The following is a 26,231-nucleotide window of genomic DNA, read 5'->3' as shown; positions in this document are numbered from 1 at the left end:
CGTCCCCGCGCGCCGCGGCGCGTCCGCACAAAATCCGGTCCGCAAGGTCCGGGCCGAAGCTCCGAGCCGAGCGCCTACTCGACCACCTTCGGAACCAGGAAGTAATTGTCCTCGGTCTCGGGGGCGTTCGCGACCACGTCGGCCGCGCGGCCACCGTCGGTGACGACGTCCGCACGCTTCTTCATCGCCATCGGGGTGACGGAGGTCATCGCCTCGACGCCGGAGACGTCGACCGCGCCGAGCTGCTCCACGAAGGCCAGGATCGCGTTGAGTTCGCCCTGCAGCGGACCGACCTCGTCGTCGGTGACCGCGATACGCGCCAGATGCGCGATGCGCCGAACCGTCTTCTCGTCGACCGACATGCCGTCCCGTTCGTCCTGGTCCGGGAGCGGCCTCCCGGGATCGGCCGGCCTATAGCACCGGGCTCCGATCGGCCGCAACGCGGGCGGCACGCGGTCACCGGGCCGGCGCCGCCCCGGGCGATCAGCCGCGCGCGATCCGGTCCCGGTCTCAGGTCACGACGTGGTGCGGCGTCACCGACATCTCGATGGTGACCCCGGGTCGCCGGGGGGGCTGGACCAGCGCCTGGGCAAAGCCCAGGACCAGGATCTCGAAGGCGAGCAGCAGCATCAGGCGGTGCTTGCGGGCCATGGCCGGGGCGGCCCGGGATGCTGCTGAACGGGAGAGCGGGCCGATCGTCGACAAGGTGTGACCCCGAGCGGTGGTTTAACGAAGCTTTAACCTACCTAATCGCGAACCGCTCCGCGTGCATCCGGGGCGATCTACGGAGTGCGGCATGCCTGTGGATGAAGGAGCGGAACCGATGTGGGAGCGGGTGTTCACCAGCTTGGTGCCGGGATTCGCGCCGGACGCGGCGGCGCTCGATCGCGCGGCCGCGGAGCTGGGCTTTCCCCTTCCGGATTCCTACCGCGACTTCTGTCGGACCTGCGGTGTCGGCGTGGCCGGCGGTCACATCAGGATCGCCGTGCCGGCCCCCTTCGAGGCGAGCGACCTGATCACGCAGGCCGGCGTCATCGCCCACAGCGTCGGCGCCGCCGTGCGACTGCTGGAGGACGCGGCGGAGCCGCACCGTTTCGATGTCGAGGATGGCGACCCGGGGATCGTCGAGCGCGCCTGCTTCTTCGGCCATGCCGAGGACGGCAGCTTCCTGTTCTGGGACGTGTCCGGCAGCGGCGCGGAATACGATATCTGGCTGCTCGCGCCCGATCTGGAGACGGTCCGGTTCGGCGGCGAGACCCTTTTCGATTTCTTCTCGCAGGTCACCGGCCCCACCGCCGCGCTGATTCTCGGACCGGGTATGGAGCCCCTGCCCGCCCGGTTCGAGGGTGTCTCGGCGGCGATCCTGGGCCGGAGCGGGCAGGCGGAATCATGAACCACGACGCGCTACGCGCCTTCGCCGCCGCCTCGCAGGGTGGGGCGCGGCTGATCGGCATCGATCTCGGCACCAAGACGATCGGACTTGCGCTATCGGATTTGGGGCGCCAGATCGCGACGCCGCTGGAGACGATCCGCCGGGTGAAGTTCACGCCGGATGCCCAGCGCCTCGCCGACTTGTGCCGCCAGCATGCGGTGGGCGGCCTCGTGGTCGGCCTGCCGCTGAACATGGACGGGAGCGAGGGGCCACGGGTCCAGTCGACGCGGGCCTTCGTGCGCAACCTGGCGCCGATCCTGCCCCTGCCCCACGTCTTCTTCGACGAGCGCCTGTCGACCGCGGTCGTGACCCGGGCGCTGATCGAGGCCGACGCGTCCCGGGCCCGACGCGGGGAACTGGTGGACAAGCTCGCCGCCGCCTACATTCTCCAGGGTTGCCTCGACGTGATGCGCCACGTCGCCGACGTCGATTTCAACGCCGATCCGCTCAACGACTAACCAGCGAGACCGTGCCGCTGCCGTGGCGCTCGATCCGCCCGTCGAGTTCGAGTTCCAGCAGCACGGTCTGCACGACGCGGATCCCGACATTGGCGCTGCGGGCCAGCGCGTCGGTTCCGACCGGGCTCGGATCCAGAAGCGCGACGATGCGTGCGCGATCATCCACGGGCTCGGGCGGATCGTCCGGCTCCTCGAACGAATCGGATACGGGCGGCCGTGAGATGTCTCGAGCCCCCAGCTCCCCCGGGTTCAGCGCATCGAGGTCGATCTCGTCCCAGAAGTCGGGCTGATCTCGGAGGTCCGGCCGCCCCCGTACGGGGGCGGCGTCCGCCTCTGGGCCGTGCTCGATGATCGGACCGATCACATCGAGCACGTGTGCGACGTCGGACACGAGGGTTGCGCCCTGGCGGATCAAATCGTTGGTGCCCTCGGCGCGGGGATCGAGGGGCGAGCCCGGGACCGCGAAGACCTCGCGGTTCTGCTCCAGGGCGTAGCGCGCCGTGATGAGCGAACCGGAGCGGCGCGCCGCCTCGATCACGACGGTGCCGTAGGACAGGCCGGAGATGATCCGGTTGCGCCGGGGGAAATCGCGGCCGCGCGGCTCCCAGCCCATCGGCATCTCGGCCACGATGGCGCCGCCCTCCCCCAGGATCGCGTCGACCAGGGCGGCGTGGCTTGCCGGGTAGATCCGGTCCTGACCGCCGGCCATCACCGCGACGGTGCCGGTCTGCAGGCTGGCCTTGTGGGCCCGGGCGTCGATGCCCCGGGCGAGGCCCGAGACCACCGCCAGCCCCGCCTCGCCGAGGCCGCGGGCCAGCCGCTCCGTGAAGGCGAGCCCGGCCGTCGAGGCGTTGCGCGAACCGACGAGGGCCACAGCCGGACGGTTCAGGATTGCGGCGCCGCGCAGGGCCAGGAGCGGCGGCGCCGCATCGGTCTGCTGGAGGAGGCGTGGGTAATCCGCCTCGCCGGTGGCGATCAGCCGTCCGCCGAGGCGGGCCAGGGCCGCCAGCTCGTCCTCGGCCTGGGCGCGGGTCGGGGGCTCCAGCCGCTTGCCCTGCCGGCGTGCGAGGTCGGGAAGGGCATCGAGGGCGGCACCGGCACCGGCGAATCGGTTGACGAGCGTGCGGAAGGTGCGCGGCCCGACTCCCTCGGTGCGGATCAGGCGCAGCCAGTCGAGACGCTGGGCATCGGTGAGCTGCATGCACCCCCCAAGGACCGCGCCGCGCGCGTGCGCTCAGCCCTTCTGGCCGATGCGCCCCTCGGTGCCGGACGCGAGCCGGCGGATGTTGGGCGCGTGCTTCCACCATAGCAGCACGCCCAGCAGCAGGAACAGCACAGCTTGCATCGGCGCGCCGAGGGCCCACAGGGCCAGCGGCGTCGCCGCCGAGGCGGCCAAGGCCGCCAGCGACGAGTATTTCAGCGCGAAGGCGAGACCGAGCCAGATCGCCGCGAAGATCCCGAGCGTCGGCGGGCTGAAGGCGAGGAGCACGCCGATGAAGGTCGCGACACCCTTGCCGCCCTTGAAGCCGAGCCAGACCGGGAAGAGATGGCCCAGGAAGGCGCCCAGCCCGGCGGCGAGGGCGGGACCCTCCCCGAGGCCCTTGGCGATCAGGACCGCCACCGTGCCCTTGAGAGCATCGCCCAGCAGGGTCGCGGCGGCGAGACCCTTGCGGCCGGTGCGCAGCACGTTGGTGGCGCCGATATTGCCGGAGCCGATCGCCCGCACGTCCCCGAGCCCAGCGAATCGCGTCAGGATCAGCCCGAACGGGATCGCGCCCAGAGCATAGCCGAGGGCCAGGGCGCCGAGCGCGGCGGGAGTGGCGAGATCCACGAGCATCAAGCGGCAGCCGCCAGATCGTCGACCGCGTGGACGATCCGCCCGCCGACCAGCGTCAGGACCGCGGCGCCCTGGAGGCGAGCCTCGTCGAAGGGCGAGTTCTTCGAGCGGGACTTCAGCCGCCGCTTGTCGAGGACGTAGGGCAGATCGGGATCGATCAGCACCAGATCGGCCGGTGCTCCGACCGCGAGGCGCCCGGCCTCGCGCCCGAGGATCCGGGCCGGGTTCACCGTCAGGGCGGCGACGAGCTTGGGGAACGCCAGATCGCCGGTATGGACGAGGCGCAGGGCGGCGCCGAGCAGGGTCTCGATGCCGAGCGCTCCGTCCGCGGCCTCCGCGAAGGGCAGGCGCTTGGTCTCGACATCCTGCGGGTTGTGGTCGGACACGACCACGTCGATCACGCCCTCGCCGAGCCCGCGCACCACCGCGTGCCGGTCGGCCTCGTCGCGCAAAGGCGGCGAGAGGCGGCAGAAGGTCCGGTAATGGCCGATGTCGTTCTCGTTGAGCACGAGGTTGTTCACCGAGACCCCGCAGGTCACCGGCAATCCGTCCTGCTTGGCCCGGCGGACGATCTCCACCGAATCGGCGCAGGAGATCATGGCGGCGTGGTAGCGGGCGCCGGTCAGCCGGACGAGGCGGATGTCGCGCTCCAGCATCACGGTCTCCGCCTCGCGGGGGATGCCCATCAGCCCGAGGCGCGAGGCGAGTTCACCCTCGTTCATCACGCCCTCGGCCACGAGGTCGGCATCCTCGACATGCTGCATCAGCAGGGCGTCGAAATCCCTTGCGTAGGTCAGGGCGCGGCGCATCACCTGGGCGTTGCCCACCGCGTGCAGCCCGTCCGTGAACGCGACGGCGCCGGCCTCCTTGAGCAGGCCGAACTCGGTCATCTCCTTGCCGGCCAAGCCCTTGGTGATCGCGGCGGCGGGCAGGACATTGACGCTCGCCGTGTCGCGGGCGCGGCGCAGCACGAAATCCACGATGGCCGGCCCGTCGATGATCGGGTTGGTATCCGGCATGCAGACCAGGGTGGTGACGCCGCCCGCGGCGGCGGCGGCGCTCGCCGAGGCCAGGGTCTCACGGTGCTCCGCCCCCGGCTCGCCCACGAAGGCGCGCATGTCGATCAGCCCGGGCGTCAGGACCCGGCCGGCGCAGTCGATCCGCGTGACGTCAGCCGGGGCACCGGGGGCCGCGCCGGCGGCGATGTCGGCGATCCGACCGTCCCGGACGAGGATCGCGCCGGCGGTCTCGCGCCCGGTCTCCGGATCGAGGAGGGTCGCGTTGGCGAGAAGGGTGCTGCTCACAGGGGCGTCCTCGCCGATGAAGCCGTGCCGTCGAGACGCATGGCGAGACCGGCCGCCGCCATATGGGCCTTGGCCTCAGCGATGCTCGCCTGTCCGAAATGGAAGATCGAGGCCGCCAGCACGGCGCTCGCGCCGCCCTCGGCCACGCCGGCCACGAGATCGTCGAGCCCGCCGACGCCGCCGGAGGCGATCACCGGCACGGTGACCGCGTCGCTGATCGCCCGCGTCAGGGCAAGGTCGTAGCCCGAGCGGGTGCCGTCCTTGTCCATGGAGGTGACCAGCAACTCGCCGGCGCCCCTCCCGGCGACCAGCTTCGCGAAGGCGACGGCGTCGATGCCGGTCGGATCGCGTCCGCCATGGGTGAAGATCGCCCAGGCATCGGGTTCGCCGGGGCCGGAGACGCGCTTCGCGTCGATCGCCACGACGATGCATTGGGCGCCGAACTTCTCCGCCGCCCGGGCGACGAGGTCCGGGTCCTTCACCGCCGCGGTGTTGATCGCGACCTTGTCGGCGCCGGCGAGCAGCAGCGCCCGGACATCCTCGACGGCGCGCACGCCGCCGCCGACGGTGAGCGGCATGAAGCAGGCCTCGGCGGTTCGGCTGACGATGTCGAGCAGCGTGCCCCGGGCCTCGCGGCTCGCCGTGATATCGAGAAAGCACAGTTCGTCGGCGCCGGCCGCGTCGTAGACCTTGGCCGCCTCCACCGGATCGCCGGCATCGCGCAGGCCCTCGAAGCGCACGCCCTTCACGACGCGCCCGTCCTTCACGTCGAGGCAGGGGATGATGCGGGTCTTGAGCACGGGCAGCTCTTCAGTCCAGGGTGTTTTCTGGATCGGCAGAGAAAGGCCGCATCAGCAGCTCTTCCCACGTATAGGGGCATTCTTTCGGGAATAGATGCAACGGTAAACCCGTCTCGGCAGCTGCCTCTTCCCGCGCATCGCGATAAGCGCGCGCCATAGCCTGAGCAACGCGACTTTTAAGACCTGGATTGTCCTCAAGCACGTCCGCCGCTCTATTGCGATGGGTCCGAATCGAGATCGTCCAACTGCGGCTTCGGCGCTCCGGCTGATGATCGAACTTCAGCATGTGCAGCAACACAATGCGCCAGAAGCTCACCAGACTGTCGAACTGGCTCTTGCCCAAGCTCTCGATCTCCTCGGCCAGATTCTCGCTATCAAGCGCCGAGAAGTCGCCGGAGCGCAGACGCGCGCCCTGCTCCTGGGTCCAGGTGTAGAAATCGTCCGCATAAGCCGTTCCGGCCGGGACCGGCCGGACCTTCACCGCCGTCATCGAAGCCTCCCGCTCGGTGCCATCACCGAGGATGACGTATCACGAAGCCGATCCGCGCGCCGCAGCGATCGCAGCCAGGGCCGCCTGCGGGTCGATGCGCCCGTCGTAGAGCGCGCGTCCCGTGATGGCGCCGGCGATCAGCGCGCAATCGGGCTGGAGCAGGCGGTGTACGTCGTCGATCGAGGCGAGGCCGCCGGAGGCGATGACCGGGATGCGCACGGCCTGCGCCAGCGCCAGGGTCATCTCGACGTTGAGGCCCTTCAGGATCCCGTCCCGGGCGATATCGGTGTAGATGATGGCGGCGACGCCCGCGTCCTCGAAGCGACGGCCGAGTTCCTCGGCGGTCATGCTCGATGTCTGGGCCCAGCCCTCGACGGCGACCCGCCCGTCCTTGGCGTCGATGCCGACGGCGATCTTTCCGGGATGCTGGCGGGCGGCTTCGCGGACGAAGCCAGGATCGCGCACCGCGGCCGTGCCGATGATCACCCGGGCCACACCCTTGGCGAGCCAGCCTTCGAGGGTCTTCATCTCCCGGATGCCTCCGCCGAGCTGCACCGGGATCCCGACCCGGGCCAGGATCGCGTCCACCGCGGCGGCGTTGCGCGGCGCCCCCGCGAAGGCGCCGTCCAGATCGACCACGTGGAGCCAGGGGAAACCCTGCCCCTCGAAGGTCGCGGCCTGCGCGGCGGGATCGTCGCCGAAGACCTTGGCCTGGGCCATGTCACCCTGGACGAGGCGGACGCAGCGTCCCTCCTTGAGGTCGATCGCCGGGTAGAGGATCACGGGTTTTTCTGTCCTTCTGGGCGGGGCCGGATCGCGCTCACGGCCGCCAGGCCAAGAAATTCGCGATGAGCGCGAGTCCCAGGCGCTGACTCTTCTCGGGGTGGAATTGCGTGCCCGCGACGTTGTCCCGGGCGACGAGGGCGGTGATCGGTCCGCAGTAATCCGCCTGCGCGACCACGTCGTCGGGATTCTCCGGGGCCAGCGCGTAGCTGTGGACGAAGTAAGCGTGCAGGCCGTCCTCGCCGGTGGGGATGCCGGCGAGGAGGGCATGGTCGCGGGCCGGATGCAGGGTGTTCCAGCCCATATGGGGAACCTTGAGGGACGGATCGGCCGGCCGGATCGGTCCGACATCGCCGGGGATCCAGCCGAGGCCGGGGGTGGTGGTGTATTCCAGCCCCCGGCTCGCGAGGAGCTGCATGCCCACGCAGATGCCGAGGAACGGCCGGCCCGCGCCCTGTGCGGCCTGAGTCATGGCCTCGACCATGCCGGGCACGGCGTCGAGCCCGGCCCGGCAATCCGCATAGGCGCCGACGCCCGGCAGGACGATGCGGTCGGCCGCCGCCACCACATCCGGATCCGCGGTCAGGCAGATCCGCGCGTCGCGCCCGCTCTCGCGGACCGCCCGCTCGAACGCCTTGGCGGCGGAGTGGAGGTTTCCCGATCCGTAATCGATGATCGCGACGGTCTCGGTACTCATGCGGATCTCGTCGGGGCCGTCACCGGGCCGCTTCCTGAGCGGGAAACAGGCCGATCACTGGTTCGGCGCGACGGGTCGGGCCGCCGGGGAACGGCGGCCGCGGGGCCGAGACCGTGCTGTCAAGCCAGCGTCCGAAGGCCCGCGTCTCGGCCTCCTCGGGCGAGGCCGCGATGACCGTGTCGCGCATCGGCATATCGCAACGGGTGAGGGTCCAGCGGCGCAGGCTCGACGCTTCGAGCCCGATCAGCCATGCGGCCAACAGGGCCGCGATCACACCGGCGCCGGTCGGCAGGCCGAGGATGAGGCCCAGGCCGAACAGCGCGAGCAACCCGACGAGCACCATGAGTGCCGCGATCCAGAGGCGATGGTAGAGGAACCACAGCACGCTGAAGGCGAAGGCCGGCCAGGAGAACCCATCCGGTACCAGCACCGCCCGATCGAGGCCGAGGCTCTCGCCCGGGCGCGCCTCGGCCGGCAGGTGGAGCGTGTAGCTGCGCATGCGCATCGCGGGACTCCGACAACGGCGCTCGTCCGGGGCCTCGGGGGCGACCGGGGAGCGCGACGACAAGACGCTCTACAGGGAGCCCTTCGTGGAGGGAATGCGCCCCTCCTCCCGCGGATCGACCGCCACTGCCGTCCGCAAGGCCCGGGCCAGACCCTTGAAGCAACTCTCGGCGATGTGATGGGCGTTGTCGCCGTAGAGCGTCTCCACATGCAGGGTCAGCCCGGCATTCATGGCGAAGGCCTGGAACCACTCGCGCACGAGCTCGGTGTCGAACTGCCCGATCTTCTCGACCCGGAACGTGGTGCGGAACACCAGGAACGGCCGGCCCGAGATGTCGACGCAGACCCGGGTCAGCGCCTCGTCCATGGGCAGGTGGATGTCGGCGTAGCGGGTGACGCCGCGCTTGTCGCCCAGCGCCTTGGCGAAGGCTTGGCCCAGCGCGATGCCGCAATCCTCGGCGGAGTGGTGCTGATCGATATGCAGGTCGCCGACGACCTTCACGTCGAGGTCGAACAGTCCGTGCCGGGCGAACAGGTCCAGCATGTGGTCGAGGAAGCCGATGCCGGTGGCGATCGTCGATCGTCCGGTCCCGTCGAGACCGACGGTGACCGCGATGTCGGTCTCGGCCGTCTTCCGGGTGATGGTGGCGCTGCGCATTTTTCGTCGGACTTTGCGTCGGGGGCGGCCCAAGGGGCCGCGCGCGCCTTCTAGAGGGAGTTTTGCCGGAAGGGAAAGGGCAAGGCCGCCCTATCCGTTCAGGACCCGCCCGGCCACGGCGTCGAGCTTGGCCAGCAGCGCCGGATCGCGGGCGGTGGGCGCGGTCATGATCGCTCCGTCGAGGGCGCGGTGCGAGCCCGCCGGGCAGGGCTCGCGCTCGGCCGGGAAGTCGCGGGCGAGCCGTGCCACCAGCCGGGCCGCCGTGTCGGCATTGCTCCGGGCCACTGCAATCACCGCGGCCACGTCCACGGCGTCGTGGCCGGGATGCCAGCAATCGTAATCGGTGACCATCGCGATCGTCGCGTAGGTGATCTCCGCCTCGCGGGCGAGTTTGGCCTCGGGCATGTTGGTCATGCCGATGACGTCGAAGCCCTGCGCCTTGTAGGCCCGGGATTCGGCGAGTGACGAGAATTGCGGCCCGTCCATGCAGACATAGGTTCCGCCGCGATGGACCGCGACGCCCTCCGCCCGAGCAGCGGTGGCGATCCGGGCCTGCAGGCCCGGTCCCACCGGGTGGGCGAGGGAGACATGTGCGACACAGCCGTCGCCGAAGAAGGACGAGGCGCGGCCATGGGTACGGTCGACAAATTGGTCGACCAGCACGAACAGGCCCGGGGGCAGATCCTCGCGGAACGAACCGCAGGCGGAGAGCGCCACGAGATCGGTCACGCCGGCCCGCTTCAGCGCGTCGATGTTCGCGCGGTAATTGATGCCGGACGGCGACAGCCGATGGCCGCGCCCATGGCGGGCCAGGAACACCACCTTGGTTTCGCCGATCCGCCCGATCCGAAGCGCGTCGGAGGGGTCGCCCCAGGGCGAAGCGACGCGCTCCTCGCGCACGTCCTCGAGCCCCGGCAGCTCGTAGACGCCCGACCCGCCCATCACCCCGAGCACCGCTGCCGTCATCCCGGTTTCCCTTGTTTGAGCGTCATCCTGTCCGCCACCTCATCCCGAGATGCCGGAGCGGAGCGGAGGCCTAAAAGGCGCCTCCCGCAGGCAGGGCGATCCCTGGAACCGTCCTTCGAGACCCGCTGGCGCGGGCACTTCAGGATGAGGTGGTCGGCCGGGATCGATGTCGCCGCGAGACGGACCGCCGCGTTCGCCGAGCGGTAGCACGCAGCCACAGCCCAAAAAAGATGGGCCCCCCGGAGGAGGCCCATCGGTCAGGTGCGAATCGACTGCGCCTCAGTAGGCCTTGTGCAGTTCCGGCTGGAGGCCGTGGACCTCGCCGCCGACATCGGCCCAGACCTTCTTCTTCACGTAGTAGAGCAGACCCGACAGGATGATCAGGAACAGGATCACCCGGAACCCGAGGGCTTTCCGGTCCATCATATGCGGCTCGGCGGTCCACATCAGGAACGCCGCCACGTCCTTGCCGTACTGGTCCACGGTCTCGGGGACCACCGGCTGGCCCTTGTCGTCCTTCGGGTAGGTGACCTGCCCGTCGGTGATCGGAGGCGGCATCGCGATGATGTGGCCAGGATAATACTTGTTGTAGTGGCCGCCGTCAGGAACGGCGAAATCCTTCGGCGGCTCCTCGTAGCCACCGATCAGGGCGTGGATGTAGTCCGGCCCCTGCTCGGAATAGCCGATCAGCGGCAGCCAATCGGTCAGGAAGTACAGGGAGCCGCGCGAGAAGGTCCGCGCCTTGGCGATCACCGAGAAGTCCGGCGGCGCCTTGCCGCCATTGGCCGCGGCTGCAGCCTGGTCGTTCGGGAAGGGCGGCGGGAAGGTGTCGGCTGGCCGACCGGGGCGGTCGAACATGTCGCCGGCATCGTTCGGCCCATCCTTCACCTGATAGGTCGCGGCCAGCGCCTTGACCTGGCCGGCGGTAAAGTCCGGTCCGCCCTCCTGCGCGAGGTTGCGGAAGGAGACCAGCTTCATCGAATGGCAGGCGAAGCAGACTTCCTTGTAGACCTGAAAGCCGCGCTGCAGCTGCGCGGTGTCGAAATGGCCGAAGGTACCGGCGAAGCTCCAGCTCATCCGAGCGGGGATCGGTCCGCCATGCCCTTCCTGTGCTGAGACCGGTGCCGCACCGAGCAGCAGGGCCGCCAGGGCGAACGCGGCTTTCGTCGAGAGGACGCGCGTCATGGTCATGGTCCCGTCGTCAGCCCTTGGTGGTCGGAGCAGCGGCCGCGCCCGCCGGCATGCCGGATCCGCTCACCTGCTTGCCCGGCCCGGTGACGCTCTCCAGGATCGAGCCCGGCAGCGCCTTCGGCGTCTCGAACAGGCCGCAGAGCGGCATGACGAGCAGGAAGTGGGCGAAGTAGTAAGCCGTGCAGATCTGCGAAGCGATGACGTAGCCCCCCTCGGGCGGCTGGGATCCGAGCCAGCCCAGCAGGAAGGTCGCACCGATGAACACCCAGAAGAACTGCCGGTAGATCGGCCGGTAGTTGCAGGAACGCACCCGGGACCAATCGAGCCAAGGTGCGAAGGCGAGGATGATCACCGCCGAGAACATCAGGATCACGCCGCCGAGCTTGCTCGGGACCGCGCGCAGGATCGCGTAGAACGGCAGGAAGTACCATTCGGGCACGATGTGCGCGGGGGTAACGGCCGGGTTGGCCGGGATGTAGTTGTCGGCGTGGCCCAGATAGTTCGGCTGATAGAACAGGAACCACGAGAACAGGATCATGAACACGCAGGTGGCGAACACGTCCTTGACGGTGGCGTAGGGCGTGAACGGCACCGCATCCTTGCCCGACTTGATCGGGATACCTGCAGGATTGTTCTGGCCGGTGACGTGCAGCGCCCAGACATGCAGCACGACGACGCCGGCGATCATCCAGGGCAGCAGGTAGTGCAGCGAGAAGAACCGGTTCACGGTCGGGTTGCCGACCGAGTAGCCGCCCCACAGGAGGGTCTGGATCGTGTCGCCGATCACCGGGATCGCCGCCAGGATGTTGGTGATGACGGTGGCGCCCCAGAAGCTCATCTGGCCCCAGGGCAGGGTGTAGCCCAGGAACGCGGTGGCCATCATTAACAGGTAGATGATCACGCCCAGGATGTAGAGCACCTCGCGCGGGGCCTTGTACGACCCGTAATAGAGGGCCCGGAACATATGGACATAGACCGCCACGAAGAACATCGACGCGCCGTTGGCGTGCGCATAGCGCAGCAGCCAACCGTAATTCACGTCGCGCATGATCTTTTCGACGGAATTGAAGGCGCCCGTCGCCGACGGCTCGTAGTGCATTGCCAGCCAGACGCCGGTGACGATCTGGATCCCCAGGAAAGCCGCCAGGATCGCCCCGAAGGTCCAGAAGTAATTCAGATTCCGAGGGACGGGATAGGCGATGAAGGACGAATGCACGAGGCCGGCGATCGGCAGACGGGCTTCGAACCACTTGGCGACGCGGCTCTTCGGGACGTAGGTGCTGGCAGTTCCGCTCATGACCGCGCCCTCCTCAGGCCACTTCCTTGCCGCCCTCGCCGATCCGGATCTTGGTGTCCGTCTCGAAGGCGTAGGGCGGGATCGGCAGGTTGATCGGCGCCGGCCCATGGCGGACGCGGCCCACGGCATCGAACTGAGAGCCGTGACACGGGCAGGCCCAGCCCTCGAAATTACCCTGATGGCCGATCGGCACGCAGCCGAGATGCGTGCAGTTGCCGTAGACCACGAGCCACTGATCGTGCCCGTTCTTGACCCGGGTCGTGAAGGCGGCGGGATCGATCATCGCCGGCAGGGGGACCGCCTGCATGTCGGTCACCTCCTTGGCGGTGAGCTTGCGCACGAAGATCAGCTTGCCCCGCCAGAACACGTTGACGATCTGCCCGTCCTGGATCGGGGTCAGGTCGACTTCGATCGGCGCACCGGCCGCGATCGTGTCGGCATCCGGCGCCATGGATGAGACGAAGGGCCAGACCACCGCACCCACGCCGACGGCCAACCCCGCTCCCGTTGCCAGGAACAAAAAGTCTCGACGGCTGCCCTCGTGCCCATGGGCCGCGGGCGTGGCGGCTGATGTGTTCGCCAAGATTCTGAACTCCGTGCGTCGGCGTGCGGGCCGCAGGCGCCCTACCCTGATTTCCCGGCTCGGCCAGGATCAAAGCATTATCGTTCTAATCCGAGCAATGAGACCGTCTGACGCCCCCGAGTCAAGCGGGCCGTGCAGCGCAGCGATACGGTCGGGCCGTCATTGTTCCGGCGTGCCGCCAACAGCCGGTTCGGCCCCGCCACGCTACGCCGCGGCGCTGTCGAAGCGGGTGGTTCCATCGGCCAGGAAGCCGCCCGACTGGCGCGACCACAGGCCGGCATAGACGCCGCCGCGGGCGACCAGCTCGCCGTGCGTTCCCTCCTCGACGATCCGCCCCCGGTCGATCACCACCAGACGGTCAAGGGCCGCGATCGTTGACAACCGGTGCGCGATAGCCAGCACAGTCTTGCCGGCCATCAGCGTATCGAGGGACTCCTGGATCGCCGCTTCCACCTGGCTGTCGAGGGCCGAGGTCGCCTCGTCCAGGATCAGGATCGGTGCATCCTTCAGGATCACCCGCGCGATGGCGATGCGCTGGCGTTGGCCTCCGGAGAGCTTCACGCCGCGCTCGCCGACTTGGGCATCGTAGCCGCGGCGGCCCTTGTGGTCGACCAGGTCGGCGATGAAGCCATCGGCATGCGCCAGCCGCGCTGCACGCGCGATCTCCGCCTCGCTGGCGTCAGGACGCCCATAGGCGATGTTGTCGCGAATCGAGCGGTGCAGGAGCGAGGTATCCTGGCTCACCATCGCGATCGCCTCGCGCAGGGATTGCTGCGTGACCGCGGCGATATCCTGCCCGTCCACCAAGATACGCCCGCTCTCGACGTCGTAGAGCCGCAGGAGGAGGCTCGCCAACGTGGACTTGCCCGCGCCGCTGACGCCGACCAGCCCGACCTTCTCGCCGGGGCGGATCGTCAGCGAGAAATCCTCAATCACGGTGGCGTCGCCGCGGCCGTAATGGAAGCCGACGCTGTCGAACCGAATCTCGCCGCCGGTGACGGCCAGGGTCCTCGCGTCCGGCGCATCGACCAGCGCGTGCGGCCGCGCCATGGTCTGCATGCTCTCCTGGATCACGCCGACATTCTCGAAGACGCCCCGCACGGTCTGCATCACCCAGCCGGACATGGCGATGAGCCGGAGGACCAGGGCGATGCCCGCGGAGGCCTCGCCGGTGGTCATGCCGCCGTCGCGCCAGAGGATCAGGCAGGCGGCGCCCGTGGCGATCAGCAGGGCGCTGTTCAGCGCGCCGAGGACGCTCGTGGTCAACGTGACGAGGCGGAACTGGTGCAGGTAGGCCTCGGTGTGGACGTCCACGGCATCGCGCACCGCGGCCCGCTCCTCCCGGTCACGGGCGAAAAGCTTCACCGTCAGGATGTTGGTGTAGCTGTCGACGATCCGGCCGATCAGGGTCGAGCGCGTATCGGCGGTGCGGTGCGAGCGTGCGCGAGCCCGGGGGACGAACCACGTGGTCAGCCCGGCATAGGCGGCGATCCAGAGCAGGACCGGCAGCACCAGCCACGGGGAGATCGAGCCGAACAGCCCGACCGCGGTGATCGCGTAAATGGCTACGTAGAGCAGCGTGTCGATCAGGACGACGGCCAGTTCCCGCACTGCTGGGCCGACCTGAACGACGCGGTTCGCAAGGCGCCCCGAAAAGTCGCCCTGGAAATACGAGAGCGCGTGCCCGAGCGTGTAGAGATGCGCCCGCCACCGGATCTGGCTGGTGGATTGCGGCACGACGAGCTGATTGGACAGCACCTCGTGCGCCCAGATCGAGGCCGGCCGGACCACGGCGATCAGCAGGACGGCGAGGCCGAGACCGGTGGCGTGCTCCGACAGGACGGTCGACCGATCGGCGGTGCCGAGCAGGTCGATGAACCAGCGCATGACGAGGTAGAGCGAAGCCTCGACGGTGCCGGCGATGACGGCGATGACGAACAGAACCGCGAGGACGGCGCGGATCGGACGCACGTAGAACCACGCGAAGCCGATGACCGCGTGCGGCGGCATCCGTGATTCATCGAAGGGCGCGAACGGATCGACGCGGCGCTCGAGCCAATCGAGGAACATGCTGCCTGGGGCGTGACGCTGCGGGAAGCCACCATGTAAGCGCGCGGCGCCCCGCGCCAACCGTGCGCGGAGGTCGCGCCGCCTCAGCGGTTCAGGGCGAGGGCTGCGCCGGACTTGGTGAGCGCACCCTCGAGACCGCCGCCGCCCTGGCGCAGGCGCGCCGCGACTGACCCGCCCGGCTGATAGAGGTAGACCTCGCCATCCCGGAAATCCCAGGCCGAGACCTTGGCGAGATCCTTGTTGGGGCAGGCGGCGGCGGAGGCCTTGTAGAGATCGAGGGCCGGGGCGCTCGACAGGGTGACCTTGCAATTCGCCCCGGTGGCGTCCCGGGCATCCCAGCTCCCGACAACGGAGGCGCGTCCGGTGGAGACCACCGGCGGCGGCGGGGCCGGGGGGGTGACCGGCTCGGCGATCACCGTCGGCGTCGCGGGCGACAGGGACGCCTGGGGGCCGGGCGGGGGCGGCGCATCGGGGCTCGCCGCCACGCCGGGCGGGGGCGCGAGCGGCGCCGCCGTCACGGTCCCGGACGGGATTGCCGGCACCGCGTCGAGGGCGGCCTGCGGCGCCCGGGTGCGCGGCGCGTCCAGACGGCTGGACGCACAGGCGCCGAGGCTGGCCCCCAGGCAGAGAATGGCGAACGTCGACAGGCTCGGGCGCAGCATCGGTCCACTTGGGTCAGGCTTGAAGAGGTGCGCGGATGCGCTTCGTTCCTGACTCGGCGGCAAATGCGCTGACCGCAAGGCGCCACCCGGGGCACCGGGTGAGTCCCTTGCGGACGGGGCACCTTTTCACGGCAGTGTGGCCGCGGGGCCTCAAGGGCCTGCGCTCAGAGCGTGCGCTCGACCATCATCTTCTTGATCTCGGCGATCGCCTTGGCCGGGTTCAAGTTTTTCGGGCAGGTGTTGGCGCAGTTCATGATCGTGTGGCAGCGATAGAGCCGGAACGGGTCATGCAGGGCATCGAGCCGGTCGCCGGTATTCTCGTCGCGCGAATCGATCAGCCAGCGATAGGCCTGGAGCAGGGCCGCCGGGCCGAGGAACTTGTCGCCGTTCCACCAGTAGCTCGGGCATGACGTGCTGCAGCACGCGCACAGGATGCACTCGTACAGGCCATCGAGCTTCGACCGGTCCTCGGGGGTCTGGCGCCATTCCTTCTCGGGGGCGGGCGTCTCGGTCTGGAGCCAGGGCTCGATGGCGGCGTGCTGGGCGTAGAAGTTGGTGAGGTCCGGGACCAAATCCTTCAGCACCGGCATGTGCGGCAGCGGATAGATCCGGATCGCGCCGTCCTTGTCCTTGCGGGTCATCACCGGCAGGGCGTTGTCCGGGCTCTTGCACTCGTCGATGCCGATCGTGCAGGCGAGCGCGTTCTGGCCCTCGATATTCATGGCGCAGGAGCCGCAGATGCCCTCGCGACAGGACCGGCGGAACACCAGCGTCGAATCGACCTTGTTCTTGATCCATAGCAGCGCGTCGAGGACCATCGGCCCGCAATCCTCGCGGTCGACCTGATAGGTGTCGATCCGCGGATTGGCCCCGTCATCCGGGTTCCAACGGTAGATCTTGAAGGTCTGCAGGCTCTTGGCGCCCGGAGGGGCCGGCCAGGCCTTGCCCTGGGTGATCTGGGAATTCTTCGGGAGATTGAATTGGGCCATTGCGATAATATCCGGCAATATCGGTCAGAACCGGAAACCGGTCTGAGGGGATGCACGCGCCGCGAATTGGCACGTACATCGTGATGGCTAGCCTCAGTACACCCGTGCCTTCGGCTCGATGTACTGAATCTCGTTCGACATCGTATAGGTGTGCACCGGGCGGTAATCGATATTCACCTGATGCCGCCCCTCGTCGAGCCAGGACAGGGTGTGCTTCATCCAGTCCTTGTCGTCGCGGTCCGGGAAGTCCTCGCGGGCGTGGGCGCCGCGGGATTCCTTGCGGTTGGCGGCCGATTCCATCGTCACCACCGCCTGGCCGATCAGGTTGTCGAACTCCAGGGTCTCCAGGAGGTCGGTGTTCCAGATCAGCGAGCGGTCGGTGATCTTCACGTCGGCGGCGGCGTTCCAGACCTTGTGGATCAGGCCCTTGCCCTCTTCGAGGACCTCGCCGGTGCGGAAGACAGCGCAGTTGTTCTGCATCGTCTTCTGCATCTCGGCCCGCAGTTCCGCGGTCGGCGTCGAGCCGTTGGCGTGGCGGAAACGGTCGAGGCGCTCCAGCGCCTTGTCGGTCGCGCCCTTGGGCAGCTCCTGCGCCCGTCCGTTCGGCTCGACGATCTCGGCGCAGCGCTTGCCGGCGGCGCGGCCGAACACGACGAGGTCGATCAGGGAATTGGACCCGAGGCGGTTGGCCCCGTGCACCGAGACGCAGGCGGCTTCGCCGATCGCCATCAGGCCGGGCACCACCGTGTCGGGGTTGCCGTTCCGCAGGGTCAGCACCTCGCCGTGATAGTTCGTCGGGATGCCGCCCATGTTGTAGTGCACGGTCGGGAGGACCGGGATCGGTTCCTTGGTCACGTCGACCCCCGCGAAGATCTTCGCGCTCTCCGAGATGCCGGGCAGGCGCTCGTGGAGGATCTTGGGGTCGAGGTGGTCGAGGTGTAGGTAGATGTGGTCCTTGTTCTTGCCGACGCCGCGGCCGTCGCGGATCTCCATGGTCATGGAGCGGGAGACCACATCGCGCGAGGCGAGGTCCTTGGCCGAGGGGGCGTAGCGCTCCATGAAGCGCTCGCCCTCGGAATTGGTCAGGTAGCCGCCCTCGCCGCGGGACCCTTCCGTGATCAGGCAGCCGGCGCCGTAGATGCCGGTCGGGTGGAACTGGACGAATTCCATGTCCTGCAGAGGCAGCCCGGCCCGCAGCACCATGGCGTTGCCGTCGCCCGTGCAGGTATGGGCCGAGGTCGCCGAGAAATAGGCGCGGCCGTAGCCGCCGGTGGCCAGAATGGTCGTCTGGGCCCGGAAGCGGTGGATCTCACCGCTGGCCTGGTCGAGGGCGATGACCCCCCGGCAGCGGCCCTCCTCGTCCATGATCAGGTCGAGGGCGAAGTACTCGATGAAGAAGTCGGTCTGGTTCTTCACCGCCTGCCCGTAGAGGGTGTGCAGCATCGCGTGTCCGGTCCGGTCGGCCGCCGCGCAGGTGCGCTGGGCGGTGCCCTTGCCGTAATCGGTGGTCATGCCGCCGAACGGACGCTGGTAGATCTTGCCTTCCTCCGTCCGCGAGAAGGGCACGCCCCAGTGCTCCAGCTCGTAGACCGCGGCCGGGGCGTTGCGGACGAGGTATTCGATCGCGTCCTGGTCGCCGAGCCAGTCCGACCCCTTCACGGTGTCGTACATGTGCCAGCGCCAGTCGTCGGGCCCCATATTGCCGAGCGAGGCCGAGATGCCGCCCTGCGCCGCGACGGTGTGCGAGCGGGTCGGGAACACCTTGGTGATGCAGGCCGTACGCAGGCCGGCCTCGGAGCAGCCGACGGTGGCGCGCAGGCCGGCGCCGCCGGCCCCGACGATCACCACGTCGAAGGCGTGATCGTGGATCGTGTAGGCAGGCCCGCTGCCGTTGGTGCCGTTGGCGGCCATGATCGGCTCCTCGAAATGCGTGATGGCGGGGTTCAGGCCGGCTGTCCGAAGCCGATCCGCAGGACCGCGTAGAGGCAGGCCACGGCCACCAGGACCGCGTAGATGTTGTTGGCGAACACCGCGGCGATCTTCGTCGCCTGGCCGTGCACGTAATCCTCGATCACCACCTGCATGCCGATCCGCATGTGGATCGTCACCGACAGGAGCGCCAGGATCAGGATGATGGAGACGAAGGGCTTGGCGATCAGCTGCGTCGCTTCGACGTAGCCCCGGCCGGCCATGCTGGCGACGATCACCACGAAGGCGAGCATCAGGACCGTGTTCGCGGCCGCCGTCACCCGCTGTTGCCACCAATGGCCGGCGCCGTGATGGGCGATGCCGAGGCCGCGGACGCGGGCACGCGGGGTGCGGATGGAGACGCGGGTGTCCTGGCGGATCTGTTCTTGAGCCATGCCGGCCTCCTCAGCGGACCAGAAGGGCGACCGCCCAGATGACGAGGGTGAGCGCGACGGAGCCGACCAGCGTCAGGCGCGCCATGCTCATGCGCTTCTCCCTGTCGAAGCCGACGCCGGTATCCCATACCAGATGGCGCAGGCCGCCGAGCATGTGGTGCATCAGCACCCAGGTGTAGGCGAACAAGATCAGGCGGCCGAGCAGCGAGCCGAAGAACCAGGCGACATAGGAATACGCCGCCGGCCCTGAGGCAAGCGCCACGAGCCAGATCGCCACCAGGGCAGTCCCGCCGTAGAGGGCGGTGCCGGTAATACGGTGAAACACCGACATCGCCATCGTCCAGGTCCAGCGGTAGATCTGGAGATGCGGCGAGAGCGGCTGTGCCACGGTCGGGCGGGCGGTGGGTGCCATTGGATTGAAGCCTCGCAGCTGCGAACTGGACCGTCTCTAATCTGGTGCTAGCGCTAGTGCCTGCGGGCCCAAGCCGCAATGTGTCATGCTGCGCCGCACAGCGGGGGGCGTGTTGATAGCGCGGCGGATCTGTCACCGCAGTTGGCCCAGCAGGCACCACCACGCGTAATCGAGGGGTGCGGCGACCACGAGTGAGGCGAGGCCGAAGGCCAGGGTGAGGCGAGTCGCGTCCCGCAGGCGCACGCCGCCGAGCTCGCTGGCGAAGACGATCGGCGGGGCCTGGTAGGGGAAGAACAGGGTCGAATAGCCGATCACCTGCACCGACACGACGGCCAGGGGCGAGAGGCCGCTGGCTTTCACCATCTCGCCGGCGAGCGCGGTGTACAGGGCCGGCGCGCCGTTGGCGGTGACCAGCAGCGTCAGCACGGTGCTGATGCCGGTGAGCACCGCAAAGTTCTGGCCCGGCGCCCCGGGGGCGAGCGGCGCGACGGCGAGCAGCCAATGCCCGAGCCGCGCCCCGAGCCCGGTCTCGTTGACCAGGGCGACCAGGCCGAGCAGCGCCGCGATGTAGAAGCAGGTCCGCAGGTTCACCTGCTGGAATGCCTCAGGCGGCAGCACCCCGACCCGCGGCAACAGGCAGATCACCGCGGCGGCGAGCCCGACCCAGGCGGGTGCGAAGCCGTGCAGGCTGTCGGTCATCCACAGGGCCAGGGTGCAGGCCAGGATCACCGCAAGGCGCAACTCAGCCGCCGAGACAGGCGTCGGCACCGGGAGGGCGTGAGCCTCGGCGCTGAGCCGGTCGGGAAACAGGCGCACGATCAGCCCCACCAGCATCACGCCCTTGACCAGAGCCAGGACAGGCGCGTGAAGGAGGAAATAGGACATGTAGGAGAGGTGCAGGCCGAGCACCTGTTCGGCGGAGCCGGCCATCACAAGGTTGGGGACGTTGGCCGGCAGGATCGCCGCCGACAGGATCGGGGTCGCGACGCCGACCGCCAGGACGGCGCCGGTCCGCCCCGGCCGGCCGGGCGCCAGCCCGAAGCCGTCGCAGAGCGCAAGCGTCACCGGGATCATCAGGGCGATCCGGCCGAGATTCGACGGCATCACGAAGGCGATGAGGAAGCTCAGGGCAACGAGGCCGCCGATGAGCTGCGCGTAGGAGCCCGACAGGCGCGCGGCCAGCGCCCGAGCCATGCGGGCGCCGAGGCCCGTGCGGGTCATGCCCTGGCCCACGACCATGCCGGACAGGACCAGCCAGAAGGCCGAGGCCGAGAAGCCCGAGAACACCGTCGCCGCACCGCCCAGGTGCAGCAACATCGCAAGCCCGAAGAAGGCGAGCGCGGTGACGATCTCCGGCAGCAGCGCCGTCGCCCACGAGCCCATGCACAGCACCAGCAGGGCGGCCGTGGCCGGAACAACCGCCTCCCCGCTCATCCGACCCTCCCACGTTTCGTGCCGACGCGGGCATGGGCCGGTTTGGAACGGTTCGCAATTCGGGACTCGGCGACGCAGACTTCGTAGATCGCGAAGGCCGGCGGGTCGCGCGGTCCCATTCAGGCGTAGAAAAGCCCGACCGTTTCCGGCCGGGCTTTCGTTCAAGCATCGTTCCGACAGAGAACCGCCAGCGTCCTGAGAAAGACGCGGCGGAATCAGGGACCTACAGCATCGTGCCAGGTCCGAGTTTCGGGGCGATGCGGCAGAGCGACCGTGCCCGTAAAAGGGCGTTCAGTAGCCGTAGCCGTAGGTGCCGCAATAGGCCGGATCGTAGCCGTAGCCGTAATCGCCGGTGCAGTTATCGCTGTAGCCATAGCCGATCCCGCCGAGGCCGTATCCGACGCCGAGGCCCAGACCGACGCCGGCCAGGCCGTAACCCAGGCCGCGGCCGTAGCCGCGATGGGCGTATCCGCGGCCGACGAAACCACGATTGCCAATCCCAACGCGCCCGGCATTGGCGAAACCACCCCGCTGGACACCGCCGAGGCCGGCACCCCGACCGATCCCGACCCCGGCGTTACCGACGCCGGCGCCGCGGAAACCACCGCCCCCGAGCCCGGCACCGCCGAGGCCCGCGCCGCGAAATCCCCCACCGCCCATACCGCCGCCGTGAAAGCCACCGCCCCCGAAGCCGCCGCCATGAAATCCGCCGCCGCCGAAGCCGCGGGCATCGGCGCTGACCGGCACCAGGGCGAACGCCGCCAGAAGAGCCGTCGATGCGAGAGCCAATCGTCTCATGAGAAAGTCCGATCCTTGAGAGGAGTATGACTTTCCAACGTCCAATCGAACCCAAGTATCCAAGCTTGACGATTGACGAAGGCGTGTCAGTGCGTCGCTACGCTCAAGTTGAGCCGGCCATCGCTGTGCGATCGGGCGGTCACCGGAATGGCGGCTCGTCGAAGCTCCGCAGCTTGCGCGAGTGCAGGCCGTGCCGGTCGGCACGCAGCATGTCGAGCGCCGCCAGGCCGACCTTCAGGTGTTCCGAGACCGCCCGGTCGTAGAAGGCGTTGGCAGCCCCCGGCAGCTTGATCTCGCCGTGGAGCGGCTTGTCCGACACGCAGAGAAGCGCGCCGTAGGGCACCCGGAGGCGGAACCCCTGTGCCGCCACGGTGCCGCTCTCCATGTCGACCGCCACGGCCCGGGACTGGTTGATCCGCCGCCGCTCCTGGCTGAACCGCAATTCCCAGTTGCGATCGTCGTAGGTGACCACCGTCCCGGTGCGCAGGCGGCGCTTGAGCGCCTCGGCCTGCTCGCCGGTCACGGCGGCGGCCGCGTTCTGGAGCGCCACCTGTACCTCCGCGAGGGCGGGGACGGGCACGTCCGGTGGGACCAACTCGTCGAGGATCCTGTCGCGGCGCAGATAGGCATGGGCCAGGACGTAGTCGCCGATGGTCTGTGACTGGCGCAGGCCGCCGCAATGCCCGACCATCAGCCAGCAATCCGGTCGCAGCACGGCGAGGTGGTCGGTGATCGTTTTCGCGTTCGAGGGACCGACGCCGATATTGACCAGGGTCGTGCCCTGGAGGGTGCCGTCGTCGCCGCGGGCGACGAGGTGGTAGGCCGGCATCTGGTGCCGGTGCCAGGGCGAGGCGGCGATCACCGCGGCCGGATCGGCCTGCGCGGCCTCGGCGCGGGACACGGAGATCCCGCCCGGCAGGACCAGCCGCTCGAACCCCTCCGCCCCCGAGGCCAGCCGTTCGAGCCCGTGGCGGACGAACTGATCGACGTAGCGGTGGTAGTTGGTGAGCAGGATCCAGGGCTGGACCTCGCGCCAGTCGCAGCCCGTATAGTGGACTAGGCGGCGCAGGGAGTAATCGACCCGCACGGCGTCGAACAGGGCGAGCGGCAGCGGTTCGCCGTCGATGAGCGCGAAGGTACCGTCGGCGATCTCGTCGCCCACCAGGGACAGCAGCGGGACGGGGAAGTAGGTGGCCAGTTCCGCGCCGTCGACGGCCCGTCCGCCCGCATCGAGGCCGGCTTCGAGGATGTAGGGATAGGGAATCTCCTGTGAGCTCAGGCCCACTTCCAGCGAGATCCCGTAATCGGCGATCAGCGGCTCAAGCTGCCGGGTGAGATAGGTGCGGAAGAAAGCCGGATGCGTGATCGTGGTGGCATAGGTGCCCGCCGCTTGCAGCTTGGCGGTGGCCCGCCGGACCCGCGGCAGCGGTCCGTTCGGCCGATAGGTGATCCGCAACTCCGGATAGCGGAAGGCCAGGCGCTCGGTCGCGTCGGGCGGTGGGCCGCCCGCGAGATAGCGTTCGAGGGCCGTCCGCAGGGCCCCGGCCGCGTCGTCGTAGAGCTCGACCAGACGGTCGATCGCGGTCCCGGCATCCGCCACTGCCTGCATCGGCCGCAATTCCCGCTCGATCATGTCGCCTCCGATTCCGGTGCCGGCTCTACACCCCGCGACGCGAGGGGGCGAGATCCGGGCTTGCGGGCCACAGGGGCTTGGCCGAGAAGCCGACGGACGCAATGTGAGGATGCATGAGCGCGGACGAGTTCGGGATCCGTCCCGGTGAGGAACTGGCGAGTCTGCCCGCGACCTTCGATGCGGGGCTCCACTTCATCGGCCGGCTGCGCACGCCCTGGCGAGCGCGCTCCGAATGCCCGAAGAACGGGCTGCAGACCGACGCGCTCTGCACCGTCGAGGTGGATGCGCCCTATGTCCCGGGCCTGCGCACCATCACGGGCTGCTCGCACCTCATTCTGCTCTACTGGATGGACCGGGCGACCCGCGGCCTCGTGGTCCAGCAGCCGCGCCACGCGGATGGCCCGCGCGGCACCTTCTCGCTGCGCTCGCCGGCCCGGCCCAATCCGATCGCCCTCTCGGTGGTGGAACTGCTCGGCCGGGACGGCGGCAGGTTGCAGGTGCGCGGCCTCGACTGCCTCGACGGCACGCCGCTCCTCGACATCAAGCCCTATTACGCCTCGACGGATTCCCGGCCGGACGCGCAGGTCGACCGCGCCGGCGCCGCGCCGTGAGGCATCTCGCGGTCCTGATCGTCGGCGGCGTGGGGCTGCTCGCCCTCGGCGGCCTCGTGGGCTGGCGCCTGCACAGACCGGCCGCCGATGCCCGCGCCTATGCAGTCATGCGCCTCATCGCGATTCAGGTGAGCCTGGACGAGGCGCCGCCGGACTATGTCTTCTACGGCGGGGATTCGCAGGTCGAGCTGCAGCCCGGCGGACAGCAGGTCTGCGGCCTGCCGCTGGTCAATGGGGGCGTCAGCGGTTCGACCGCGGCGGCCTATGCGGATCACCTCGCGCAGATGAACTTCAAGGCGCCCCCCCAGGTCGCCGCGCTCACCATCGGCACCAACGACATCCTCGTGAAGAACAAGCCGCGCTCCGCCGAGCCGGCCGCGCGGTTCGAGGCCGCCGCCGAAACGATCGTCCGGCGCCTGCAAAACGTCGCGCCGCGGGTGGTGGTCACCGCCCTCCCCCCGGTCGGGCGCGAGCTCGGGACGCTGGTCGATGCGGCGGCGGTGGCCGCATATTCGCAGCGGCTGCGCGGCCTGTGCGGGCGCCTTGGCTGCGCCTTCGCGGACCCGTTCGCGGCGTTGCGCGACGGCGATACCGGCTACGCCAAGCCGGGCGCCATGCGTGACGGCCTGCACCTGGCCGCCTACCGCCCGGCGCTGGAGGCCCTGGGGCCGGCCCTGTGCGGACCCTGAGGGCTCACTCCCACTCGATCGTGCCGGGCGGCTTCGAGGTGATGTCGTAGGTGACCCGGTTGATGCCCTTCACCTCGTTGATGATCCGGGTCGCCACCCGGCCGAGGAAGGCCATGTCGAACGGGTAGAAATCGGCGGTCATGCCGTCCACCGAGGTGACGGCGCGGAGCGCGCAGACGTGGTCGTAGGTGCGGCCGTCGCCCATCACGCCCACGGTCTTCACCGGCAAGATCACCGCGAAGGCCTGCCAGATCGTATCGTAGAGGCCGGCCTGGCGGATCTCGTCGAGGTAGATCGCATCGGCCTTGCGCAGGGCCTCCAGCTTCTCGGCGGTGATCGTCCCCGGGCAGCGGATCGCGAGACCGGGCCCGGGGAACGGGTGACGGCCGACGAACCCCTCGGGCAGGCCGAGTTCCTTGCCGAGCACCCGGACCTCGTCCTTGAACAGCTCGCGCAGCGGCTCCACGAGCTGCATGTTCATGCGCTCGGGCAGGCCGCCGACATTGTGGTGGCTCTTGATCGTCACCGAGGGGCCGCCGGTGAACGACACGCTCTCGATCACGTCCGGGTAGAGCGTCCCCTGCGCCAGGAAGGCGGCGCCGCCGATCTTCTTCGACTCGGCCTCGAACACGTCGATGAACAGGCGGCCGATGGTCTTCCGTTTGACCTCCGGGTCGCTGACGCCCTCCAGCGCCGAGAGGAACATGCCGCTCGCCTCCACGTGGACCAGTGGGATGTTGTAGTGGTCGCGGAACAGCGCCACGACCTGCTCGGCCTCGCCGAGGCGCAGGAGCCCGTGGTCGACGAACACGCAGGTCAGCTGGTCGCCGATCGCCTCGTGGATCAGCACCGCCGCCACCGCCGAATCGACTCCGCCCGACAGGCCGCAGATCACCTTCTCCGAGCCGACCTGCGCGCGGATCTTGGCGATCGCCTCCTCGCGGTAAGCACCCATGGTCCAATCGCCCGAGCATCCGGCGATGTCACGCACGAAATTGCGAATCAGCAGGGCACCGTGGGGCGTGTGCGCCACCTCCGGATGGAACTGGACCGCGTAGTAGTTGCGCGCCGCGTCGGCCACCGCCGCGAAGGGGGCGTTCTTCGAGATCGCCACTGTGGTGAACCCGTCGGGGAGCTTGGTGACCCGATCACCGTGGCTCATCCAGACCGGATACGTCTCGCCCTTGTGCCAGACGCCGTTGAACAGCGGGCAATCGGCCAGGATCTCGACCTCGGCCCGACCGAATTCCGCGTGGTGCCCGCCCTCGACCGCGCCGCCGAGCTGCGCCGCCATGGTCTGCTGGCCGTAGCAGATGCCGAAGACCGGCACGCCCGAATCGAACACCACCTGCGGCGCCCGGGGCGAGGCTTCGACGGTGACCGATTCGGGTCCGCCGGAGAGGATCACCCCCTTCGGCCGCTGCTCGCGGAAGGCGGCCTCAGCCTTGGTGAAGGGCACGATCTCGCAGTAGACGCCCTCCTCCCGCACCCTCCGGGCGATGAGCTGGGTCACCTGAGAGCCGAAATCGACGATCAGGATCTTGTCGTGGTCGGTGTTCATCGCGGGCGA

At 69.2% G+C, this 26,231-nt stretch carries 29 protein-coding genes; 4 read left to right on the top strand and 25 right to left on the bottom strand.

What is annotated here, in order from left to right; genetic code table 11:
* Window positions 1–74: 74 nt before the first annotated feature.
* Both gatC and MKK69_RS05820 read right to left on the bottom strand, forming a co-directional pair.
* Window positions 75–362 (bottom strand): Asp-tRNA(Asn)/Glu-tRNA(Gln) amidotransferase subunit GatC, encoded by a 288-nt coding sequence (gene gatC / locus MKK69_RS05825; protein WP_243966769.1) that lies wholly within the window; start codon window positions 360–362, stop codon window positions 75–77.
* A gap of 148 nt (window positions 363–510) precedes the next feature.
* A complete protein-coding gene (locus MKK69_RS05820; RefSeq protein WP_243966768.1) occupies window positions 511–651 on the bottom strand; it encodes a hypothetical protein in 141 nt (46 codons plus the stop codon).
* A gap of 172 nt (window positions 652–823) precedes the next feature.
* Here MKK69_RS05820 and MKK69_RS05815 point away from each other — a divergent pair, with 172 nt between their 5' ends.
* Window positions 824–1,393 carry an SMI1/KNR4 family protein gene (locus MKK69_RS05815; protein WP_243966835.1) on the top strand — a complete coding sequence of 190 codons (570 nt, stop codon included), beginning with the start codon at window positions 824–826 and terminating at the stop codon, window positions 1,391–1,393.
* Window positions 1,390–1,890, top strand: a complete 501-nt coding sequence (ruvX, locus tag MKK69_RS05810; protein WP_243966767.1) for a Holliday junction resolvase RuvX — start codon at window positions 1,390–1,392, stop codon at window positions 1,888–1,890. The genes MKK69_RS05815 and ruvX overlap by 4 nt, the downstream gene beginning before the upstream one ends.
* Here the strand turns inward: ruvX and dprA are convergent.
* From dprA to MKK69_RS05700, 22 genes are all read right to left on the bottom strand, one after another.
* A complete protein-coding gene (gene dprA, locus MKK69_RS05805; RefSeq protein WP_243966766.1) occupies window positions 1,880–3,091 on the bottom strand; it encodes a DNA-processing protein DprA in 1,212 nt (403 codons plus the stop codon). The two genes, ruvX and dprA, sit on opposite strands and share 11 nt — an antisense overlap.
* 33 nt (window positions 3,092–3,124) lie before the next feature.
* On the bottom strand, window positions 3,125–3,727 hold the full coding sequence (gene plsY / locus MKK69_RS05800; RefSeq protein WP_243966834.1) for a glycerol-3-phosphate 1-O-acyltransferase PlsY: 603 nt from the start codon (window positions 3,725–3,727) through the stop codon (window positions 3,125–3,127).
* Window positions 3,727–5,031 (bottom strand): dihydroorotase, encoded by a 1,305-nt coding sequence (locus tag MKK69_RS05795; protein ID WP_243966765.1) that lies wholly within the window; start codon window positions 5,029–5,031, stop codon window positions 3,727–3,729. The genes plsY and MKK69_RS05795 overlap by 1 nt, the downstream gene beginning before the upstream one ends.
* Window positions 5,028–5,831: an imidazole glycerol phosphate synthase subunit HisF gene (gene hisF / locus MKK69_RS05790; protein WP_243966764.1), complete on the bottom strand. Its 804-nt coding sequence runs from the start codon at window positions 5,829–5,831 to the stop codon at window positions 5,028–5,030. The genes MKK69_RS05795 and hisF overlap by 4 nt, the downstream gene beginning before the upstream one ends.
* A gap of 10 nt (window positions 5,832–5,841) precedes the next feature.
* Window positions 5,842–6,321, bottom strand: coding sequence for a DUF29 domain-containing protein (locus MKK69_RS05785; RefSeq protein ID WP_243966763.1), 480 nt, complete (start codon window positions 6,319–6,321; stop codon window positions 5,842–5,844).
* 39 nt (window positions 6,322–6,360) lie between these two features.
* On the bottom strand, window positions 6,361–7,104 hold the full coding sequence (gene hisA / locus MKK69_RS05780; RefSeq protein WP_243966762.1) for a 1-(5-phosphoribosyl)-5-[(5-phosphoribosylamino)methylideneamino]imidazole-4-carboxamide isomerase: 744 nt from the start codon (window positions 7,102–7,104) through the stop codon (window positions 6,361–6,363).
* Window positions 7,105–7,141: 37 nt separating this feature from the next.
* Window positions 7,142–7,801 carry an imidazole glycerol phosphate synthase subunit HisH gene (gene hisH, locus MKK69_RS05775; protein ID WP_243966761.1) on the bottom strand — a complete coding sequence of 220 codons (660 nt, stop codon included), beginning with the start codon at window positions 7,799–7,801 and terminating at the stop codon, window positions 7,142–7,144.
* Window positions 7,802–7,820: 19 nt separating this feature from the next.
* The gene (locus tag MKK69_RS05770) at window positions 7,821–8,306 is read right to left on the bottom strand and encodes a DUF2628 domain-containing protein (protein WP_243966759.1); all 486 of its coding nucleotides are present in this window, start codon (window positions 8,304–8,306) and stop codon (window positions 7,821–7,823) included.
* Between the two features lie 69 nt (window positions 8,307–8,375).
* The gene (gene hisB, locus MKK69_RS05765; RefSeq protein ID WP_243966758.1) at window positions 8,376–8,963 is read right to left on the bottom strand and encodes an imidazoleglycerol-phosphate dehydratase HisB; all 588 of its coding nucleotides are present in this window, start codon (window positions 8,961–8,963) and stop codon (window positions 8,376–8,378) included.
* A gap of 90 nt (window positions 8,964–9,053) precedes the next feature.
* A complete protein-coding gene (locus tag MKK69_RS05760) occupies window positions 9,054–9,929 on the bottom strand; it encodes an S-methyl-5'-thioadenosine phosphorylase (protein ID WP_243966757.1) in 876 nt (291 codons plus the stop codon).
* 279 nt (window positions 9,930–10,208) lie between these two features.
* A complete protein-coding gene (locus MKK69_RS05755; RefSeq protein WP_243966756.1) occupies window positions 10,209–11,120 on the bottom strand; it encodes a cytochrome c1 in 912 nt (303 codons plus the stop codon).
* A gap of 10 nt (window positions 11,121–11,130) precedes the next feature.
* Window positions 11,131–12,417: a cytochrome b gene (locus tag MKK69_RS05750; protein ID WP_243966755.1), complete on the bottom strand. Its 1,287-nt coding sequence runs from the start codon at window positions 12,415–12,417 to the stop codon at window positions 11,131–11,133.
* Window positions 12,418–12,430: 13 nt separating this feature from the next.
* Window positions 12,431–13,000: a ubiquinol-cytochrome c reductase iron-sulfur subunit gene (petA, locus tag MKK69_RS05745; protein ID WP_243966754.1), complete on the bottom strand. Its 570-nt coding sequence runs from the start codon at window positions 12,998–13,000 to the stop codon at window positions 12,431–12,433.
* Window positions 13,001–13,204: 204 nt separating this feature from the next.
* Window positions 13,205–15,070, bottom strand: a complete 1,866-nt coding sequence (locus MKK69_RS05740) for an ABC transporter ATP-binding protein (RefSeq protein WP_243966753.1) — start codon at window positions 15,068–15,070, stop codon at window positions 13,205–13,207.
* A gap of 83 nt (window positions 15,071–15,153) precedes the next feature.
* Entirely contained in the window at window positions 15,154–15,732 is a 579-nt protein-coding gene (locus MKK69_RS05735; protein ID WP_243966752.1) for an AprI/Inh family metalloprotease inhibitor, read from the bottom strand.
* A gap of 164 nt (window positions 15,733–15,896) precedes the next feature.
* Window positions 15,897–16,721 (bottom strand): succinate dehydrogenase iron-sulfur subunit, encoded by an 825-nt coding sequence (locus MKK69_RS05730; RefSeq protein ID WP_243966750.1) that lies wholly within the window; start codon window positions 16,719–16,721, stop codon window positions 15,897–15,899.
* 93 nt (window positions 16,722–16,814) lie between these two features.
* Window positions 16,815–18,632 carry a succinate dehydrogenase flavoprotein subunit gene (sdhA, locus tag MKK69_RS05725; RefSeq protein ID WP_243966748.1) on the bottom strand — a complete coding sequence of 606 codons (1,818 nt, stop codon included), beginning with the start codon at window positions 18,630–18,632 and terminating at the stop codon, window positions 16,815–16,817.
* Between the two features lie 32 nt (window positions 18,633–18,664).
* A complete protein-coding gene (gene sdhD, locus MKK69_RS05720; RefSeq protein ID WP_243966746.1) occupies window positions 18,665–19,084 on the bottom strand; it encodes a succinate dehydrogenase, hydrophobic membrane anchor protein in 420 nt (139 codons plus the stop codon).
* Window positions 19,085–19,094: 10 nt separating this feature from the next.
* Window positions 19,095–19,496 carry a succinate dehydrogenase, cytochrome b556 subunit gene (gene sdhC, locus MKK69_RS05715; RefSeq protein ID WP_243966744.1) on the bottom strand — a complete coding sequence of 134 codons (402 nt, stop codon included), beginning with the start codon at window positions 19,494–19,496 and terminating at the stop codon, window positions 19,095–19,097.
* A gap of 132 nt (window positions 19,497–19,628) precedes the next feature.
* Window positions 19,629–20,930: an SLC13 family permease gene (locus MKK69_RS05710; RefSeq protein WP_243966743.1), complete on the bottom strand. Its 1,302-nt coding sequence runs from the start codon at window positions 20,928–20,930 to the stop codon at window positions 19,629–19,631.
* A 291-nt stretch (window positions 20,931–21,221) separates the two neighbouring features.
* Window positions 21,222–21,728: a hypothetical protein gene (locus MKK69_RS05705; RefSeq protein ID WP_243966742.1), complete on the bottom strand. Its 507-nt coding sequence runs from the start codon at window positions 21,726–21,728 to the stop codon at window positions 21,222–21,224.
* A 139-nt stretch (window positions 21,729–21,867) separates the two neighbouring features.
* Window positions 21,868–23,361, bottom strand: a complete 1,494-nt coding sequence (locus tag MKK69_RS05700; RefSeq protein ID WP_243966741.1) for an AMP nucleosidase — start codon at window positions 23,359–23,361, stop codon at window positions 21,868–21,870.
* 113 nt (window positions 23,362–23,474) lie between these two features.
* On the opposite strand from MKK69_RS05700, the gene tsaA reads away from it, so the two are divergent.
* Together tsaA and MKK69_RS05690 are read left to right on the top strand one after the other, a co-directional pair.
* A complete protein-coding gene (tsaA, locus tag MKK69_RS05695; RefSeq protein WP_243966740.1) occupies window positions 23,475–23,972 on the top strand; it encodes a tRNA (N6-threonylcarbamoyladenosine(37)-N6)-methyltransferase TrmO in 498 nt (165 codons plus the stop codon).
* Window positions 23,969–24,661, top strand: a complete 693-nt coding sequence (locus tag MKK69_RS05690) for an SGNH/GDSL hydrolase family protein (RefSeq protein ID WP_243966739.1) — start codon at window positions 23,969–23,971, stop codon at window positions 24,659–24,661. Before tsaA ends, MKK69_RS05690 begins: the two co-directional genes overlap by 4 nt.
* 4 nt (window positions 24,662–24,665) lie before the next feature.
* On the opposite strand, the gene guaA is transcribed toward MKK69_RS05690, so the two are convergent.
* Window positions 24,666–26,222, bottom strand: coding sequence for a glutamine-hydrolyzing GMP synthase (gene guaA / locus MKK69_RS05685; protein ID WP_243966738.1), 1,557 nt, complete (start codon window positions 26,220–26,222; stop codon window positions 24,666–24,668).
* Window positions 26,223–26,231: the final 9 nt, after the last annotated feature.

This window comes from Methylobacterium sp. J-026 (genome assembly GCF_022829585.1).
GTDB lineage: Bacteria > Pseudomonadota > Alphaproteobacteria > Rhizobiales > Beijerinckiaceae > Methylobacterium.
Note: the sequence above shows the minus strand (reverse complement) of the source record. Positions and strands in the feature narration are given on the sequence as shown.